The organism is Aurantimonas marina, from assembly GCF_017183135.1.
GTDB classification, from domain to species: Bacteria; Pseudomonadota; Alphaproteobacteria; order Rhizobiales; family Rhizobiaceae; genus Aurantimonas; species Aurantimonas marina.
On record NZ_JADDXW010000012.1, the window covers coordinates 56,886 to 74,110 of the forward strand.

Sequence of the window (17,225 nt, forward strand, 5' to 3'; positions counted from 1 at the left end):
TGCGATGGCGGGAGGAGGGCAGACCGCCGGAGGAATTGGGCCAGCGCAAGCCGGCCCGCCCCTTCGGCGCCCGGTGAATCGGGTTCGATAAATCCCGCGCGGCACGCCGAAGGTGGACCGCTACCCTACACTCTGGAGGTCCGCCTCCGGCGTGCCGCCGACCTGACCGCGCCGAATGGCGGGGACGGAACGGCGAAACTTTTCCCGCCAGCGTCCCGGCAGGGCGTCGGCGGACATCATGCCCCGGCCGCATCGCGGCGCGGGAACGCCTTGCCGCGTCTTCCCAATCACCGCTTGCCATTTCTCCCCGCCCGCCGCATGACCTGCCGATGGCCTCCACCGAAGAACAGCATCTGTCGCGCGTGCGGCTCGATACCCTCGTTTCCGACCGCGGCCTCGCCGCCAGCCGGGCGCGCGCCCGCGACGCGATCCTGCGCGGCCACGTCAAGGTCGACGGGCTCGTCGTCACCAAGCCGAGCCTCAACGTGCCGCCGGAAAGCGAGATCACCCTCGACGACCCGGCGGCGGACTACGTCTCGCGCGCCGGACTGAAGCTGGAAGCCGCGCTCGACCATTTCGCGATTCCCGTCGCAGGCCGCACCGCGCTCGATCTCGGCGCTTCGACCGGCGGTTTCACCGAGGCGCTCTTGCGGCGCGACGCGGCGCATGTGGTGGCGATCGACGTCGGCCACGGGCAGATGCACCCGCGCGTTGCCGCCGACAAGCGCGTCACCGCGATCGAGGGGCTCAACGCCCGCGATCTCACCCGCCTCGACCTCAACGGCCACCGCTTCGATCTCCTCGTCGCCGATGTCAGCTTCATCTCGCTGCGGCTCGCCCTGCCGCCGGCGCTGGATCTGGCCGAGCCGGGGACATCGGCGGTGATCCTCGTCAAGCCGCAATTCGAGGCCGGCCGCGAGGCGATCGCCAAGAACGGCTTGCTGCGCGACCTGGACAGCGCGCCGCTCGTGGCCGAAGCGCTTCGCGACTGGCTGGCCGCGCAACCCGGCTGGCGGGTCGGCGAGATGATCCCCTCGCCCATCGCCGGCGGCGACGGCAACCACGAATTCCTGCTCGCGGCGGAAAAGCCATGAGCGAGCGCGTCACCATCGACCGGCTCGGCGCGCAGGGCGACGGCATCGCCGAGACCGGGGCCGGCTCGATCTTCGTGCCGTTCACGCTTCCCGGTGAGACGGTCGAGATCGCCACAGGGGGGCCGCGCGCCGAGGCCGCCACGATCCTCACGCCCTCGCCGCATCGCCAGACGCCGCCCTGCCCGCATTTCGGCACTTGCGGCGGCTGCGACCTGCAGCATGCCGACGACGCCTTCTATCGCGCCTTCAAGCGCGATCTCGTCGTCGAGGCGCTGGCCCGCGCCGAGGTCGAAGCCGATGTCGGCGATCTGGTGCCCTGCCCGCCGGCCTCCCGGCGGCGCGTGGCCTTCTCCGCCGTGCGCGCCGGCAATCAGGTGCTGCTCGGCTTCAACGCCGCCCATTCCAACCGCATCGTCCCGATCACCGTCTGCCCGATCGCGCTGCCGGCCATCGAACGCGCTCTGCCGGCACTGCAAAAGCTCGCTGCGATCCTGGTCGACCGCAAGCGGCCCCTGAAGCTGACGGTCACCGCGACGCTCACCGGCCTCGACGTCGCGATTGCCGACGCGGCGAAACTGTCGGAGCCAATGCACCGGCAGGCGGTGTCGCTGGCGCTTGGCGAAGGCTTCGCGCGGCTGTCGGTCGGCGGCGAGACGCTGGTGGTGACGCAGCCGCCGACCATGGACTTCGGCGGCGTGACGGTCGAATTGCCCGCGGGCGCCTTCGTCCAGGCCGTCGCGGCGGCCGAGGCAACGATGGCGTCGCAGGTGCTGTCGCATTTGGCAGGGGCCAAGCGCGTTGCCGACCTCTTCGCCGGCTGCGGGACGTTCGCCCTGCGTCTGGCGCCACACGCCACCGTCCACGCGGTCGAGGCCGAAGTGCCGCAGCTCGCCGCGCTCCTCGCCGCCTGGCGCTCGCGGCCCGGCCTGAAGCCGCTGACGACCGAACGGCGCGATCTCTTTCGCCGTCCGATCCCGGCGAAGGAGCTCAAGCCCTATGATGGTGCGGTCTTCGACCCGCCGCGCGCCGGGGCGGAAGGCCTCGCGCGTGAGCTCGCGGCCTCGACGGTCGGGCGGATCGCCGCGGTCTCGTGCAATCCGGTGACGCTCGCCCGCGATCTCAAGATCCTCTCCGACGGCGGCTACCGCGTGACATCGGTGACGCCGATCGACCAGTTTTTATGGTCGCGGCATGTGGAGGTCGTTGCGCTTCTGGAGCGCTGAGCCGGCGCAAGGCTTGCGGCGATGCGCCAACCATGCGAGCCACAGTGGCCCCCAAGCCATGAGACGCCGACGCCTTGACCGAATATCTCATCCAGTACGGCTACGCGTTCATCTTCGTCGTCGTCCTGCTTGAATCGACCGGCCTGCCGCTGCCCGGCGAAAGCCTTATCGTGGCCGCCGGCATGCTGTCGGGGGAAGGCTCCTTCAACATTGTCGCGGTACTGATCGCGGCCTTTTCCGGTTCGATCGTCGGCGACAATCTCGGCTATCTGGTCGGGCGCCGCTACGGCCGCAAGATCGTCGTGCGCTGGGGCGCGCATTTCGGCCTCGGCGAGAAGCGTTTCGCCATGGTCGAGGAGCGCTTCCAGACCTACGGCTTCGCCGTCGTGCTGGTGGCGCGGTTCGTGATCATTCTCAGGCAGCTCAACGGTTTCGTCGCCGGCACCATGCGGATGAACTGGCCGGTCTTCCTGTTCTACAATTGCATCAGCGCGGCGCTGTGGGCCGGCGCCTACGGCCTCGGCGCCTATGTCTTCGGCACCGCGTTCCGGCATGTCTTCGCCGAAGTCGGCACCTGGCCGATCATCCTGATTGCCGGCGGCGTCTGCCTCGTCGGCATCGTCGGCACCTATCGCTTCCTGTTCAACGATGCGGAGCAAGAGAGCGACGAGGCCGACGAGCCGACGGCCCCCGACTCGCGGGGGTGAGCCGCCCCGGGGATGAGAAAAACCCTCTACCGCGCCATAAACGCCCGAAACGCCGCCTTGGCCTCGTCCGAGGTCATCCGCTCGGAGAAATACTCGACCTCCAGATCGATGCGTTCGAGGAGATCCTCGCGCTGGCCGCGCAGCAGCTCGCGGGCGATCGCCAGGGCCTTCGGCGGCTTCGCGGCCAGTCGCAGGGCGGCATCGCGCGCCGTGGCCTCAATTCCCTCTTCCACAATCGCGTAGACGAGGCCGGCTTCACGCGCGGCTTCAGCGCCGAACGTGTCGCCAAGAACCAGCAAGGCGAAGGCGCGCTGGTCGCCCATCAGCTTCGGCGCGATCAAGGTGGAACCGGCCTCGGGCGTGATGCCGAGGTCGAGGAACGGCGTCCTGAAGATCGAGCCGGGCGAACAATAGGCCAGATCGCAATGCATCAGGATGGTAGCGCCGATGCCGATGGCAAGCCCGTCGACTGCGGCGACCAACGGTTTGGAAAACGTCGCGATGGCGCGCAGGAAATCATGCACGTCGATGTGCCGGGCGCCGCCCTCGGCGATGGCGATGAAATCCTTGATGTCGTTGCCGGCGGTAAAGGTGCCGGGCGTGCCGCAGATCAGCACCACCCGGACCCCCTCGTCGCCACTGGCGGCGACCAAGGCATCGGCCATTGCCCGATACATGTCCCGGGTGATGGCGTTCTTCTTGTCCGGGCGGTTCATCCGGATGGTGAGGACGCCGGATTCGATGCCGGTCTCGATGAAATCGCTCATGATGGGACCTACTGGAGAATCGCGTGGGCGGCGGCGAAGCTGGCGGCGCCCGCAACGACCTGCCGCTTCAGCGCACTCGTTTCGGTCAGGAGATTCTCCGCCATGAAGCGGGCGAGATGCGTGCGCTCGGTGCGGCCGGTATCGGCCAGCGCGCCCTTGGCGAGATAGACGGCGCCCGCGGTCAGGCCGAACAGTCTGAGATAGGACGTCGCGCCGGCGAGCGCGGTGTCCATGTCCTTGTCGGCGAGCGCCTTTGCGAGAAATGCCGTCGTCTCCTTCAGATCGTCGAGCGCGGCCGCCAAAGCCTCGCCGGTGACGCCGAAATCAGCCGCGTTCCGGCCGCGCACGGCGTCGACCGTCTCGGCGAGTTCGGCCAGATAGGCGTTGACCGCGGCGCCGTCCGACTGGCCGATCTTGCGGGTGACGAGATCGATCGCCTGGATGCCGTTGGTGCCCTCGTAGATCGGCGCGATCCGCGCATCCCGCAGCAGCCGCGCGGCGCCGGTCTCCTCGATGAAGCCCATGCCGCCATGCACCTGGATGCCGAGCGAGGCGACCTCGACGCCAATATCGGTGGCGAACGCCTTGGCGATCGGCGTCAACAGATTCGCACGCTCCTTCCAGGCCAGCGCTTCGCTCGCCTCGTCGCGGCTCGCCTTGGCCATGTCGCTGGCGTGGCCGCAGGCATAGGCGATGGCGCGCGCGGAGCCGGTCAGCGCCTTCATCGTCAGCAGTGAGCGGGCGACATCGGGATGCTCCACGATCGGGCTCATCTGCCCCGAAGGCTCGGCGCCCTTGACCAGCCGCGTCGAGCGGCCCTGGCGGCGCTCGCGCGCATAGTCGAGCGCCATCTGGAAAGCCGCCTCGGCAACGCCGACACCTTGCACGCCGACCAGGAGCCGGGCGTTGTTCATCATCGTGAACATGCAGGCGAGACCGCGATTTTCCTCGCCGATCAAATAGCCGACCGCGCCGGCCTCCTCGCCGTCGACACTGCCGTCGCCGTAGATCATCGTGCAGGTCGGCGAGCCGTGGATGCCCAGCTTGTGCTCGACGGAATGGCAGAAGACGTCGTTGCGGCGGCCGAGCGATCCGTCGGCCTCGACCAGGAATTTCGGCACCAGGAACAGCGAGATGCCCTTCACGCCGGCTGGCGCATCGGGCAGCCGCGCCAGCACGAGGTGCACGATGTTGTCGGTGAAATCGTGCTCGCCATAGGTGATGTAGATTTTCTGGCCGAAAATCCGGTAGCTGCCATCGCCGGCCCGTTCGGCCTTGGTCTTCAGCGCCGACAGGTCGGAGCCCGCCTGCGGCTCGGTGAGGTTCATCGTACCGTTCCACTCGCCGGAGACGAGCTTGGCCAGATACGCCGCCTTCAACTCATCCGAACCGTGCGTCTCCAGCGCCTCCACCGCTCCGACGGTCAGCGTCGGGCCGAGCGCGAAGCCCATCGACGCCGAGTTCCACATCTCGAAAACGGCGGCAGACAGCGATGTCGGCAGGGCCTGGCCGCCATATTCCTCCGGACCCGTCAGGGCGTTCCAGCCGCCGGCGATCCAGTCGGCGTAAAGTTCCTTCCAGCCGGTCGGCGTCGTCACCACACCGTCGGTCACGGACGTCCCTTCTCGATCGCCTATTTCAGCGAGCGGCGCGACCTTTTCGCTGGCGAAGCGACCGGCTTCCTCAAGCACCGCGTCCAGCAAATCGGGGGTCAGTTCGCCGAGCAGGCCTTTTTCCATCGCCGGCTCCAGACCGGCGACCTTCTTGAGGGCGAAGGCGATCTCGCCGACTGGTGCCTTGTACATGAAATATCCTCCAAAACCGGCGTTGAAGCGAGCGATCCTCAAGGGATATCGAACAAATCCACCGGATCGCATCTTACGTAAAAGTCAATTTAGCGCAAGGAACCGAAATACGTTCTCAACCATTTCCGTCATACAGCAATCAGGAGGAAGTTGATGCGGTTTGTACGCTTTGGCCACCGCGGTTCCGAGCGGCCGGGCTTGATGGACGACGACAACCGTATACGAGACCTCTCCGAGCATGTTTCCTCGTTGGCCGGGCCATCCCTGGACCCTGATGAACTCGCCGCCTGCGGGCGCCTCGATCCCGCTTCGCTGCCGCTCGTGCCCGAGGGCGTGCGCCTGTGCAGGCCGGTGCAGAAAATCGGCAAGATCGTCGGCGTCGGACCGAACTACCACGACAGCGCCAGCCTCGCCGGCTTCAAGGTCAATCCGGAGCCGACGATCTTCCTGAAGGCGGCGACGGCGGCCTGCGGACCCACCGATCCGATCGAGTTGCCCAAGCTGTCCACACGGGTCGACTGGGGCGTGGAACTCGCCGTGGTGATCGGCCGCAGGGCAAAATATGTCAGCGTCGAGGACGCGCTCCGGCACGTCGCGGGCTTCACGCTTGGCAACGACATCACCGAGCGCAGCTTTCAGCTGCAGCGCGGCGGGCAGTGGTCGAAGGGCAAGTCGCACGACACCTTCGCCCCGCTTGGCCCGTGGCTGGTCCCACCCGACCAATTGCCCGATTACGGGGAGATCGACCTCTGGCTCGACGTCAATGGCGAGCGCCAGCAGTCGGGCAATACGGCGGACATGATCTTCAAGGTGCCGTATCTCATCTCCTACATCTCGCGCTTCATGCGGCTCGAGCCCGGCGACGTGATCCTGACCGGAACGCCCGGCGGCGTCGGCCTTTCCTACGACCCGCCACGTTTCCTGAAGTCCGGCGACCGGGTGACGCTCGGCGGCACCGGGCTCGGGTCGCAGGATTCCACCTGCGTCAGCCTGTAACAGCGGTGGATTTTTCCTTCAGGCGGTCCCATCCCGCATCGGGCTTGAAACGAGCGCCATGTTTGTCCGCCAGCGCGTTCAGCTTGGCGACGATCTCATCGACGCCGCGCTTCTTGGCGTAGTGGATCGGCCCACCCCGGAACGGCGCGAAGCCGGTGCCGAAGATCATCGCCCCGTCGGCAACATCCTCGCTCTCTGCGACGCCCTCGCGCAGGCACGCAACGACCGCGTTCAGCATCGGCAGGATCAATCGATCCAGAATGTCGGCATCGTCCGAGGCCGAATCCGGCAGCGCCTCGATCTTCTGCTTCTTGGGCTTGCCATCGGAATCATATGCGTAGAGCCCGGCGCCGGTCTTGCGACCGAGCTTGCCATCGGCAACCATCCTCTCCAGCCAGGCCGGCGTTTCCGGAAAGTCGCTGTCCAGCCGCTCGCGCAGCGAGGCTGAAACCTCGACGGCGATATCAAGCCCGACCTGGTCGGCGAGTTCGACGGGTCCCATCGGCATGCCGAAATCCTCGGCGGCGCGATCGATCCGCTCCTTCGGAATGCCCTCGTCCACCATGATCAGCGCCTCGGCCATGTACGGGGTCAGCGCGCGGTTGACGAGGAAGCCCGGCGCCGAGGCCACGGGGGCCGGCAGGCGCGATAATTCGACGGAGAAGGCGGTCGCCCGGCGGGCGGTTTCGGAGCTGATCTTGTCGTGGCTGACGATCTCGATGAGTTGCATCCGGGAGACCGGGTTGAAGAAATGCAGGCCGACGAGGCGCGACGGATCGGCGAGCCCCTCGGCGAGGTCCGCCAGCGGCAGCGCCGAGGTATTCGTCGCCAGCAGCGCCCCATCCTTCAACCTTGGCTCGATGTTGGCGTAGATCTTGCGCTTCAGCTCCAGTTTTTCCGGCGCCGCCTCGATGACGATGTCGGCGTGGGCGATTCCAAGGCCGCTCGGGTCCGGCGTCAGGCGATCCAGTGCGTCGCGGATTTTCAGCGGGTCCTTTAGCGTCGCGGTGAGCATCTTTGTCGCCGCGCGGATCGCCTTGCCGATCGGCTGCGTCGCTACATCGCCGAGCGTCACATGAAAGCCCTCGCGCGCCGCCCAGGCGGCGATATCGCCGCCCATCGCGCCGGCGCCGATGACATGGACGTTCTTGATCGCCGATTCGCCCTGCTTCAGCCCGCGCATCGTCTCGCGCAGGAAGAACACCCGGACGAGGTTCTGCGCGGTATCGGTCTCGATCAGCTCCGCGAAGCTGTCGATCTCTGCCTCCTGCATCGCCTTGGCATTGCCGCCATGGGCCTCCCACAGGTCGATCAGCCGATACGGCGCCGGATAGTGTGCCTTGGCGGCCTTCTCCTCCGTCTTCTTGCGCATCTGGCTCGCCGCCAGCGCGCGGGCCGGGCGCAGCGAGAAGGCTTGGGTCTTGAAGCCGCCGGCGGCGGTCTTGAGCTCGTTGTAGAGCGCGGCCTGCACGGCCGCTCCGACATGCCGCTCCTCGACGACCGCATCGACGAGGCCGATCACCTTGGCCTTCTTCGCGGTGACCGATTTGCCGGTCAGCATCATCGTCATCGCCTCCAGCGGGTCGGCGATGGCCGTAGCGCGGTAGGTACCGCCGAGGCCGGGATGCAAGCCGAGCATCACTTCCGGAAAGCCCAGGCTGGCATCCGAGACCGCAATCCGAAGGTCGCAGGCCAGCGCCAGTTCGAGCCCGGCGCCGAGGCAATGACCGTTGATCACCGCGATCGTCTTCGCCTGGACCTCGGCCAGACGGTCGAGGACCAGATGCGCTTCCTTCAGCATGCCGCGGATCTCGCCGGTCGAAGCGCCGGCGAATTGCTGGATGTCGGCACCGGCGGCAAAGCCGGAAGGCTTCGCGGAGCGGATCACGACCGCCGAGGGCTTCTGGTCGATGATCCTGTCGACGTGCTGCGAGAGCTCCTCGATGACGCTCCGGTCGATGGTGTTGACTGCCTTGTCCGGGCGGTCGAGCACCAGCCAGTAGACATAGTCGCCGTCGGTGGCGGCCCGCCAGTTACCGTGCTGCTCGGCCGCGCGTGCCGGCCCGAGTTCGAGGGCGCGATCGGAAAGTGCGTTCAGCATTCTGCCCATGGTTCTGATCTCGTCTTCTTGTCGGAACGCGCCGCGAGGGGTTGGGACATCGCGGCGCCGAATCGGGTTTCGGGCGAACAGCCGGCGCGAAGCCCCGCGCCGGCATGGTGTCTCGTCGCGCGCTCAGGCGGCTTCCAGCAGCATCGCGCCACCGAGGCCGCCGCCGATGCATTCGGTCGCGATGCCGCGCTTGCGGCCGAGCCGCCGCATGGCGTTGGCCAGATGCAGTGTGATGCGATTGCCGCTGGTGCCGACCGGATGACCGAGCGAGATCGCACCGCCGTCGACATTGATGTTGGCGTGGTCGATCCGGCCGCCACGGCCTTCCAGGCCGAGCACCGGATCGACCAGATTCGCGTCGTCGAAGGCCGCGAGGCAGGCCAGCACCTGGGTCGCGAAGGCCTCGTTCAGCTCCCACAGATCGACGTCGGACACCGTCATGTTCTGTCGCTTCAGGATCGGCGCGGTCGACACGACTGGGCCGAGGCCCATGATCGACGGGTCGAGCCCGCCCCATTCGGAATCGACGATGCGCGCCAGCGGCGTCATGCCGTGCCGTTCGACCGCCTCTTCCGAGGCCAGCACGACCCAGGACGCGCCGTCGGTGATCTGCGAGGAATTGCCGGCCGTCACCTTGCCGTAAGGCCGCTCGAAGACCGGCTTCAGCTTGGCGAGAGCTGCGGCGGAGGAGTCGGGCCGCACCCCGTCATCATGGTCGAAGACCTCGCCGTCGCGGGAAAAGGCCGGCAGCATCTCGTCCTTCAGCCAGCCCTGCTTCGTCGCGCTGGCCAGCCGGTTGTGGCTTTCGGCCGCGTAGGTGTCGGCATCCCGGCGGGACACGTCGAAGAGATGGGCGAGCACTTCGGCGGTTTGGCCCATATTGAGATTGGTGATCGGGTCGGTGAGGCCCCGCTCGAGCCCAATGACCGGCTTGAGGAACTCCGGCCGCAGCCCGGTGAAGGCTTTCAACCGGTCGGTCGCGGAGCGGGCGCCGTTGAGCGCCGCGAACCAGTCGACGGCGCCCCGCCTGAGGACGAGCGGCGAATGGCTCAGCGCCTCGGCGCCGCCGGCCAGAACGATGTCGGCCGTACCGCGCTCGATATAGCGAAACGCCGTGTCGATCGACTGCATGCCGGAGCCGCAATTGATCTGAACCGTGAAGGCCGGAATTTCGTCCTTGAGGCCCAGCCGCAGAGCCGCAACCCGCGCCGGGTTCATCTCGTCGGCCACCACATTGACGCAGCCGAGGATGACCAGATCGATCGCGTCCGCCGCAAAGCTTTGCCGCATCAACAGCGGCCGCCCGCACTGGACGGCGAGATCAACGGGCGAGAACGGACCCGGCTTGCCGCGCGCCTTGATGAAGGGCGTCCGGGCGCCGTCGACGAGATAGACCGCTTTTGCCATTATTCCGCTGCCTCACGTTGTTCGCCGCTTCCGGTTGCGCGATCGTGCTGGGATGCGATCGGAGAGACTTCCGCCATCGGAAACGCGTCGACCGCGATGACCTTGTCCACCGCCTCCTTCGCCTCCGCCAGCCGAACGAACTCCGCGTTGGAGATCACGCCTGCCTCCCGCGCTTCCTCGGGGTCACGGATGTTGGCGGCGCGCAGCTTCTTCTCGATCGACGCGGCCTCGGTCACCAGTTCGAAGGCCAACTCCAGGTCCTTGATCGGATGATGGGTGTGCCCTTCGCCGAGATAAAGGTCGGGGGTCAGCCGGTCGCGCTGCGAGGACGGACGCATCAGGATCGCCGCGACCTCGCTGGTCAATTCGTCCGGCGGCTCATGATAGGGCACGCCCAGCGGGAAGGCGATTGCCCGGGTCAGGATCGCGGCCCATCGCGCCGGCAGGTTGTCGAGGACGCCGTTGAAGGCAAGGGCTATGCGATTGTAGCCCTTCACTATGATGTACTCGACCAGCGGCTTGTCCGCCTCCGGCCGCCCTTCCGTCTCGAACCGCTTCAGGACAGCGCCGAGCAGATAGAGTTCGGAAAGAATGTCACCGAGCCGCGCCGACAGCATTTCCTTGCGCTTGAGCGCACCGCCGAGCGTGAGCAGCGACAGGTCGGACAGGAGGGCGAAGGCCGAGGCATAGCGCGACAATTGCCGCCAGTGGCTGGTGAAGGCCGCGTTCCTCGGCGCCGGAGCCGCGAGACCGCCGGTCCAGCCACGCACGAAGCTGCGCAACGCGTTCTTGGCCGAATGACCGACATGCGCCCAGAAATGCTTGTCGAAGTCTGCCAGCCCCTTCTCCTCGTCCTCCTCGGACAGGGCGAGAAGTTCCTTCAGCATGTAAGGATGGGCGCGGATCGCCCCCTGCCCGAAAATCATCAGATTGCGGGTGAGGATGTTGGCGCCCTCGACCGTAATGCCGATCGGCACCGACCGGTACTGAGCGGCGAGGTAATTCTTCGGCCCATCGATGATCGCCTTGCCGCCATGGATATCCATGGCCCGCTCGACCGACTCGCGCATGCGATAGGTCGCATGCGCCTTCATGATCGCCGACACCACCGACGGCTTGTGGCCTTCGTCCAGCGCCGCGACGGTCAGCCGGCGGGCGGCATCGATCAGATAGGCGTTGGCGGCGATGTCGGCGAGCGGTTGCTGGATGCCCTCGAACATGCCGATCGGCACGTTGAACTGGGTGCGCACCCTTGCATAGGCGCCGGTGGTGCGTGCGCAAACCGCGGCCGCGGCAGAGGATTGCGAGGGGAGCGAGATGCCGCGACCGGCGGCCAACGCCGTCATCAGCATCGTCCAGCCCTGGCCGATCTGATCCGGTCCGCCGAGAATCCAGTCGAGCGGAATGAACACGTCGTCGCCGTAAAGCGGGCCGTTCTGGAAATAGGTCAGCAGCGGGACATGCCGTTCGCCGTGGCGAACGCCCTTGGTCGCTGTCGGCAGCAGCGCCACCGTGATGCCGAGATCCTCGCCCTTGCCGAGATGGTTCTGGGGGTCGAACATCTTGAAGGCGAGGCCCATCACCGTCGCGACCGGACCGAGGGTGATGTAGCGCTTGTGAAAATTCAGCCGGATGCCAAGAACGCGCTCGCCCTCGTGTTCACCATATTCCACCATGCCGGTGTCGAGCATCGCGGCCGCATCGGAGCCGGCCTCCTGCGAGGTCAGGCCGAAGCACGGGATTTCGCGTCCGTCGGCGAGACGCGGCAGCCAGTAATCGCGCTGTTCCTGGGTGCCGAAATGCAGCATCAGTTCGCCGGGCCCGAGCGAATTCGGTACCATGACGGTGACGCCGGCGACGACGGAACAGGACGAGACCTTCCGCACGACCTCCGAGTGCGCCGTGTTGGAAAAGCCCAGGCCGCCGTATTCCTTCGGGATGATCATGCCGAAGAACTTGTTCCTGCGCAGGAAGTCCCAGACTTCGGGCGGCAGGTCGCGATCCTCCCAGACCAGCTTCCACTCGTCGATCATGGCGCAGAGTTCGCCCACCGGACCGTCGAGAAACGCCTGCTCGTCCGGCGACAGCCGCGCCGGCGGCATGGCGAGCAGCTTGTTCCAATCGGGGTTGCCGGTAAAAAGTTCGCCGTCCCACCAGACCGTGCCGGCGTCGATCGCCTCCCGCTCGGTCTCCGAGATCGGTGGCATGACGCCCTTGGCCCATCGATAGATCGGCCGCGTCAGCTTTTCCTGACGAAATGACATGGCTTCGCTCCGGGGTTCGCGGCTCTCGTTAAGGATGAATGTATGGCCGCGCCGATGGTTTCCCAGCGCTGCGCGACGACATTTCCCGCATTTTACGTAAAGGTCAACTCGGGGTGGCGAGTGATACCCCATTCGCGCGGCTCGCCCCGGGACCGATCGTGACGATGCGGCGGACGGAGGATCAGGCGCTTTCGGTCATGATTGCCCGGTGGCCGATGTCGGAACGCCAGAATCCCTCGTCCCATTCAACCGCTTCGACGGTCTCATAGGCGCGGCGCGCGGCTTCCTTCACGCTGGCGCCGGTAGCGGTAACGTTGAGGACACGTCCGCCGACGGCGAGCAGTCGGTCGCCGTCGCGTTGCGTCCCGGCATGGAATATCCGGGTTGTTTCACTCGCTGCGGGCAAATGGCGGATCACCGTGCCCTTGGCATGGGCACCCGGATAGCCCTCCGCGGCCATCACCACGGTCAGTGCCCGTTCCTGGGACCATTGCGGCAGAACGGCGGAGAGCTCCCCCATCGCGGCGGCAAGGAGGATCGGCAGCAGATCGCTTTCGAGCCGCATCATCAGCACCTGGCATTCCGGATCGCCGAAGCGGACATTGTATTCGATCAGCTTCGGCCCGGACTCCGTCAGCATCAGTCCGGCATACAACACGCCCTTGAACGGGGCCCCGACCGCCTTCATCCCGGCGAGCGTCGGCTCGACGATCTCGCGCATCGCCCGGCGCACCATCGCATCGTTCATCGGCTGAGCCGGCGAATAGGCGCCCATGCCGCCGGTGTTCGGGCCGCGATCCCGGTCGAAGGCGCGCTTGTGATCCTGTGCCGTGCCGAAGAACAGCGCCCGCTCGCCATCGCAGATACAGAACAGGCTCGCCTCCTCGCCCTCGAGGAACTCCTCGATGACGACCTCCGCGCCGGGTCCGCCGAAATCGACCGTGAAGCATGCGTCGATGGCCGCAAGCGCGTCCTGGCGCGTTTCGGCGACGGTGACGCCCTTGCCGGCGGCGAGCCCGTCTGCCTTGATCACGATCGGCAGGCCGCCGGCCTGGATATAGTCGCGCGCGGCGGCTGCATCGTCGAAGCGACGGTAGCGGGCCGTCGGAATGTCGTGGAGGGTGCACAGGTCCTTGGTGAAGCCCTTCGAGCCCTCGAGCCGCGCGGCGGCGGCGGAGGGGCCGAACACGGGAATGCCGGCGGCGGTAAGCCTATCGCCAAGCCCGGCAACGAGCGGCGCCTCGGGACCGACGATCACCAGACCGATCGCGTTCGAGCGGCAGAACGCCACGACAGCCGCGTGATCCGCGGTGTCGAGATCGACGGTCTCGGCATGCTCGGCGATGCCCGGATTGCCCGGCGCGGCGTAGAGGCGTCCCAGATCGGGCGATTGCGCGAGTTTCCAGGCGATCGCGTGTTCGCGGCCACCGCCGCCGATGAGAAGAACATTGATCGTCATGGCTTCGCCCCCACCAGCGCAGTTTCGCCGCCCAGGCCGGCCGACAGGCGCCGATTACGGGCGGGCAACGGCCGCGGTCAAGTTCAGCAAGGCGATACTTATGCGTTGATAATGCGAAAACCCCTTGACTGCGGCCTTTTGGCCATCAATCTCGGTGCCATGTCGAATCTGAAAGGAAGCCTCGCGGACCAAATCGACCGCGTGGCGGATGCGCCGTCGAACAACTGGGTCTACCGCACATTGCCGCGCGGCGTCTGGCCCTATGCCCAATTGGCGCGCTGGGACCGGCCGATCGGCTGGCAGTTGCTGCTATGGCCCTGCTGGTGGGCGGCCGCGTTGGCGCCCCAAGCGGTGCAGACGGGGGCCGTTCACACAGGCCTGCCCAGCTTGTGGCAGCTGTTTCTCTTCCTGGTCGGGGCGATCGCGATGCGGGGTGCAGGGTGTACCTACAACGATCTCGTCGACGAGAAGATCGATACGCTCGTCGCGCGCACAAGGTCCCGGCCGCTGCCGTCCGGCCGGGTCTCGCGGTTCCAAGCCAAGCTGTTTCTGATCGTCCAGGCGCTGGTCGGGCTGCTGGTGCTGATTCAGTTCAACCTGTTCACGGTTATGCTCGGCATCGCATCGCTCGGGGTGGTGGCGATCTATCCATTCCTGAAACGCTTCACCGACTGGCCGCAACTGGGGCTCGGCCTCGCCTTTTCCTGGGGCGCGCTGATGGGATGGGCCGGATATTGGGGCACGCTGTCGCTCGCCGCCGGTCTGCTTTACGCCGGCAGCATCCTCTGGACGATCGGCTACGACACCATCTATGCACATCAGGACAAGGAGGACGACGCGCTGGTCGGCGTCCGTTCGACGGCCCGGTTGTTCGGCGAACGGACCAGACTGGCCCTGACGATCCTCTATCTCGGAGCGATCGCCCTGTTCGCCGGCGCCTTCACGCTGACCGGTTCCGGCACGGGCGGCGGACCCGCGTGGCCCGCCTATGCGGGCCTTGCGGCCGGCGCCTTCCAAATGATCTGGCAGATTCGCACCCTCGACATCGACGATGCGGACCAGTGCCTGAGGCTGTTCAAGTCGAACACGGTGTTCGGCTGGATCATCTTCTTCGGCCTGATCTTCTCGGCTCTGTGGGCTCTGTCCTTCCCGCTGGCGGCGGGATAACCCCCGCGCTACTGACGCGCGATGATTTCCTCGCCGGCGACGACCATGCGCATCCCGAGCCCGCCGGGCTTGCGGCGCGCCAGGAAGCGCGGCCGGCGCTGGCGGTTGGGCGACCGGCGACGCGGTGCCGGCGCGGCGGCCCGGATGTGCCCGAGCGTCTCTTCGAGGGTGCGCAACGCGCCATCCGCCTCGATCATCAGCATCGGCAGGTTGAACAGCTCCGACCATCCCCGCCAGTCGGCGGCAACGTCGTAGAGGTCGCAGGCGACCAAGAGCGGCACCGTGCAGCGCGGATCACTGTGATGCAGCTCGAGCGTCACCGTCACCTCGCCGTTGCCGTCCTCCATCGCGCGGGCGGCGACGCCCCGGAAGGCGCGCGGCGGCAGCGCGATCGAAACCGGCAGTCCGGATTTTTCCAGGCGCCGGTGGACGACGGCGCCGCGGCGGTCGACCTTGTAGGTGATCAATTCCCCGTCCTCGACCATTTCGATCGTCTGGCGACGATCCGACGCCGCCGGATCGAGGCGGACCGGGACGTTCGCCCATTCGGGCTTGGTCGCGAGTGGGTTCGGAGCAATGCTCATGAAATGACGCCTTCTGCCTCTCCTGAGAGCCGATGTTTCGGTCTCTCGTTCGGGCCGATGTAATCCCGGCCTTCGATAGGGATGACAGTAGGGGCGCCGCCTTGAAGTCGCGCTAAGAAATTCGGTTAAGTCTTCATGACGGAAAAGACGGTTAGCAAGTCGAAAACTTGAATCAACTCTAAACGAGCTTGCCAGGATTTAAGATGTTGTCAGGATCAAACACCGCCTTGAGCCGCCGCATCAAATCGATCTCGACGCCCTCCTTGGTCCGCGCGAGTTCGTCGCGTTTCAGCTGACCGATGCCGTGCTCGGCGGAAAAGCTGCCGTCCAGATCGCGGACGATGCCGTGGACGCGTTCGCTGATCTCGTGCCAGCGGGCGAGAAAGGCGTCCTTGTCGGCACCGATGGGCTGGGAAACATTGTAGTGGATGTTGCCGTCGCCGAGGTGGCCGAAAGCAACGATCCGGGCCTGCGGGATCGCCTCGAGCACCGCCTTGTCGGCCGCGGCGAGAAATTCCGGAATTCGGGCGACAGGGACGGACACATCATGCTTGATCGATCCGCCCTCGGGCTTCTGGGCCCAACTCAACTCCTCGCGCATGATCCAGAATGCGTTAGCCTCGGCCAGCGATTTGGCGATCGCGGCATCGGCGACGACATGATTCTCGAAGCCGGACTCCAGGATTCCCTCCAGCGTCTCGCGCGCGTCGCCTTGCGAGCGGCCGGAAGAGATCTCCATGAGAACGTACCAGGGATGCGGCGCCTCAAGCGGGTCGCGGGAACCGATCGTATGGCGAAGCGTGAACTCCATGCCGAGGCGCGGAATCAACTCGAAGGCGGTCAGCTGCGATCCGGCCCGGCGTTCCGCCAACTGCAGCAGCGTCAGGGCGTCATCTGGCGACGCCAGCCCGACATAGGCGACTTCGCGGCCGGCGGGCTTGGGAAACAGCTTCAGCACGGCGGCGGTGATGATCCCGAGCGTTCCCTCCGACCCGATCAGCAGATTGCGGAGATCGTAGCCGCGGTTGTCCTTCTTCAAACGTCGCAGCCCGTGCAGCACCTCACCGGACGGCAACACCGCCTCGATTCCGAGACAAAGCTCGCGCGTGTTGCCATAGGCCAGAACGCCGGTTCCGCCGGCATTCGAGGCGAGGTTCCCGCCGATCTGACAGGTGCCCTCCGATCCGAGCGATAGCGGAAACAACAGGTCCGCCTCGTCCGCCGCCTCCTGAATTCGCTTCAGAACGACGCCCGCCTCGACGGTTGCCGTGCGGCCAATCGGATCGACATCGCGGATATGATCGAGCCGCGACAGGCTGACCAGGACTTCGGACGCGGAACGCGGCGACTGACCGCCGACAAGGCCGGTATTACCGCCCTGAGGCACGACGGGCGTCCGCGTTTTGCTGGCGAGGCGCATGATCGCGGCGACCTCATCGACGCTGCCCGGCCGCAGCACCAGCGCGGCGCGGCCATGAAACATGTCGCGCGGTTCATTAAGATACGCCTCCATCAGGTCGGCGTCCCGCAGAGCGTTGCGGTCGCCGACGATTGTCGCGAAGCGGGCAAGGAGAGCGTCGGGCAGTTTGTGTTCAACGTCTTGCATAAGATCGAGACATAGAAGGTTGGCGACGATCCGTCG

13 protein-coding genes are annotated in these 17,225 nt (G+C 66.4%); 5 read left to right on the forward strand and 8 right to left on the reverse strand.

Annotation, left to right across the window (positions count from 1 at the left end):
* Nucleotides 1-329: 329 nt before the first annotated feature.
* From ING15_RS14005 to ING15_RS14015, 3 genes are all read left to right on the forward strand, one after another.
* A complete protein-coding gene (locus ING15_RS14005) occupies nt 330-1,094 on the forward strand; it encodes a TlyA family RNA methyltransferase (RefSeq protein ID WP_206455452.1) in 765 nt (254 codons plus the stop codon).
* Nucleotides 1,091-2,317 (forward strand): class I SAM-dependent RNA methyltransferase, encoded by a 1,227-nt coding sequence (locus tag ING15_RS14010; protein WP_206455453.1) that lies wholly within the window; start codon nt 1,091-1,093, stop codon nt 2,315-2,317. The genes ING15_RS14005 and ING15_RS14010 overlap by 4 nt, the downstream gene beginning before the upstream one ends.
* Before the next feature lie 74 nt (nt 2,318-2,391).
* Nucleotides 2,392-3,024 (forward strand): DedA family protein, encoded by a 633-nt coding sequence (locus tag ING15_RS14015; RefSeq protein WP_206455454.1) that lies wholly within the window; start codon nt 2,392-2,394, stop codon nt 3,022-3,024.
* A 26-nt stretch (nt 3,025-3,050) separates the two neighbouring features.
* Here ING15_RS14015 and ING15_RS14020 read toward each other — a convergent pair whose 3' ends face one another.
* Nucleotides 3,051-3,791 (reverse strand): crotonase/enoyl-CoA hydratase family protein, encoded by a 741-nt coding sequence (locus ING15_RS14020; RefSeq protein WP_206455455.1) that lies wholly within the window; start codon nt 3,789-3,791, stop codon nt 3,051-3,053.
* A gap of 8 nt (nt 3,792-3,799) precedes the next feature.
* Nucleotides 3,800-5,596, reverse strand: coding sequence for an acyl-CoA dehydrogenase (locus ING15_RS14025; RefSeq protein ID WP_206455456.1), 1,797 nt, complete (start codon nt 5,594-5,596; stop codon nt 3,800-3,802).
* A 153-nt stretch (nt 5,597-5,749) separates the two neighbouring features.
* Between ING15_RS14025 and ING15_RS14030 the strand changes: the two genes are divergently transcribed.
* A complete protein-coding gene (locus tag ING15_RS14030; protein ID WP_206455457.1) occupies nt 5,750-6,592 on the forward strand; it encodes a fumarylacetoacetate hydrolase family protein in 843 nt (280 codons plus the stop codon).
* Here ING15_RS14030 and ING15_RS14035 read toward each other — a convergent pair.
* From ING15_RS14035 to purD, 4 genes are all read right to left on the reverse strand, one after another.
* On the reverse strand, nt 6,582-8,702 hold the full coding sequence (locus tag ING15_RS14035) for a 3-hydroxyacyl-CoA dehydrogenase NAD-binding domain-containing protein (RefSeq protein ID WP_206455458.1): 2,121 nt from the start codon (nt 8,700-8,702) through the stop codon (nt 6,582-6,584). The genes ING15_RS14030 and ING15_RS14035 overlap by 11 nt on opposite strands.
* Before the next feature lie 123 nt (nt 8,703-8,825).
* Complete coding sequence (locus ING15_RS14040; protein WP_206455459.1) at nt 8,826-10,109, reverse strand: acetyl-CoA C-acetyltransferase; 1,284 nt, start codon at nt 10,107-10,109, stop codon at nt 8,826-8,828.
* Nucleotides 10,109-12,373 (reverse strand): acyl-CoA dehydrogenase, encoded by a 2,265-nt coding sequence (locus tag ING15_RS14045; RefSeq protein WP_206455460.1) that lies wholly within the window; start codon nt 12,371-12,373, stop codon nt 10,109-10,111. Before ING15_RS14045 ends, ING15_RS14040 begins: the two co-directional genes overlap by 1 nt.
* Before the next feature lie 181 nt (nt 12,374-12,554).
* Entirely contained in the window at nt 12,555-13,826 is a 1,272-nt protein-coding gene (gene purD / locus ING15_RS14050; protein WP_206455514.1) for a phosphoribosylamine--glycine ligase, read from the reverse strand.
* A gap of 165 nt (nt 13,827-13,991) precedes the next feature.
* Here purD and ubiA point away from each other — a divergent pair, with 165 nt between their 5' ends.
* Nucleotides 13,992-14,999 carry a 4-hydroxybenzoate octaprenyltransferase gene (ubiA, locus tag ING15_RS14055; protein WP_206455515.1) on the forward strand — a complete coding sequence of 336 codons (1,008 nt, stop codon included), beginning with the start codon at nt 13,992-13,994 and terminating at the stop codon, nt 14,997-14,999.
* A gap of 8 nt (nt 15,000-15,007) precedes the next feature.
* Here ubiA and ING15_RS14060 read toward each other — a convergent pair whose 3' ends face one another.
* Nucleotides 15,008-15,583 (reverse strand): DUF6101 family protein, encoded by a 576-nt coding sequence (locus ING15_RS14060; RefSeq protein WP_206455461.1) that lies wholly within the window; start codon nt 15,581-15,583, stop codon nt 15,008-15,010.
* 178 nt (nt 15,584-15,761) lie between these two features.
* Complete coding sequence (locus ING15_RS14065) at nt 15,762-17,168, reverse strand: FAD-binding oxidoreductase (RefSeq protein ID WP_206455517.1); 1,407 nt, start codon at nt 17,166-17,168, stop codon at nt 15,762-15,764.
* Nucleotides 17,169-17,225: the final 57 nt, after the last annotated feature.

Coding starts and splice junctions, on each gene's coding strand:
- ING15_RS14005 (WP_206455452.1), top strand. CDS start 330: ATGGCCTCCACCGAAGAACAGCATCTGTCGCGCGTGCGGCTCGATACC.
- ING15_RS14060 (WP_206455461.1), bottom strand. CDS start 15,583: ATGAGCATTGCTCCGAACCCACTCGCGACCAAGCCCGAATGGGCGAAC.
- ING15_RS14035 (WP_206455458.1), bottom strand. CDS start 8,702: ATGGGCAGAATGCTGAACGCACTTTCCGATCGCGCCCTCGAACTCGGG.
- ING15_RS14025 (WP_206455456.1), bottom strand. CDS start 5,596: ATGTACAAGGCACCAGTCGGCGAGATCGCCTTCGCCCTCAAGAAGGTC.
- ubiA (WP_206455515.1), top strand. CDS start 13,992: ATGTCGAATCTGAAAGGAAGCCTCGCGGACCAAATCGACCGCGTGGCG.
- ING15_RS14020 (WP_206455455.1), bottom strand. CDS start 3,791: ATGAGCGATTTCATCGAGACCGGCATCGAATCCGGCGTCCTCACCATC.
- ING15_RS14040 (WP_206455459.1), bottom strand. CDS start 10,109: ATGGCAAAAGCGGTCTATCTCGTCGACGGCGCCCGGACGCCCTTCATC.
- ING15_RS14010 (WP_206455453.1), top strand. CDS start 1,091: ATGAGCGAGCGCGTCACCATCGACCGGCTCGGCGCGCAGGGCGACGGC.
- ING15_RS14045 (WP_206455460.1), bottom strand. CDS start 12,373: ATGTCATTTCGTCAGGAAAAGCTGACGCGGCCGATCTATCGATGGGCC.
- ING15_RS14030 (WP_206455457.1), top strand. CDS start 5,750: ATGCGGTTTGTACGCTTTGGCCACCGCGGTTCCGAGCGGCCGGGCTTG.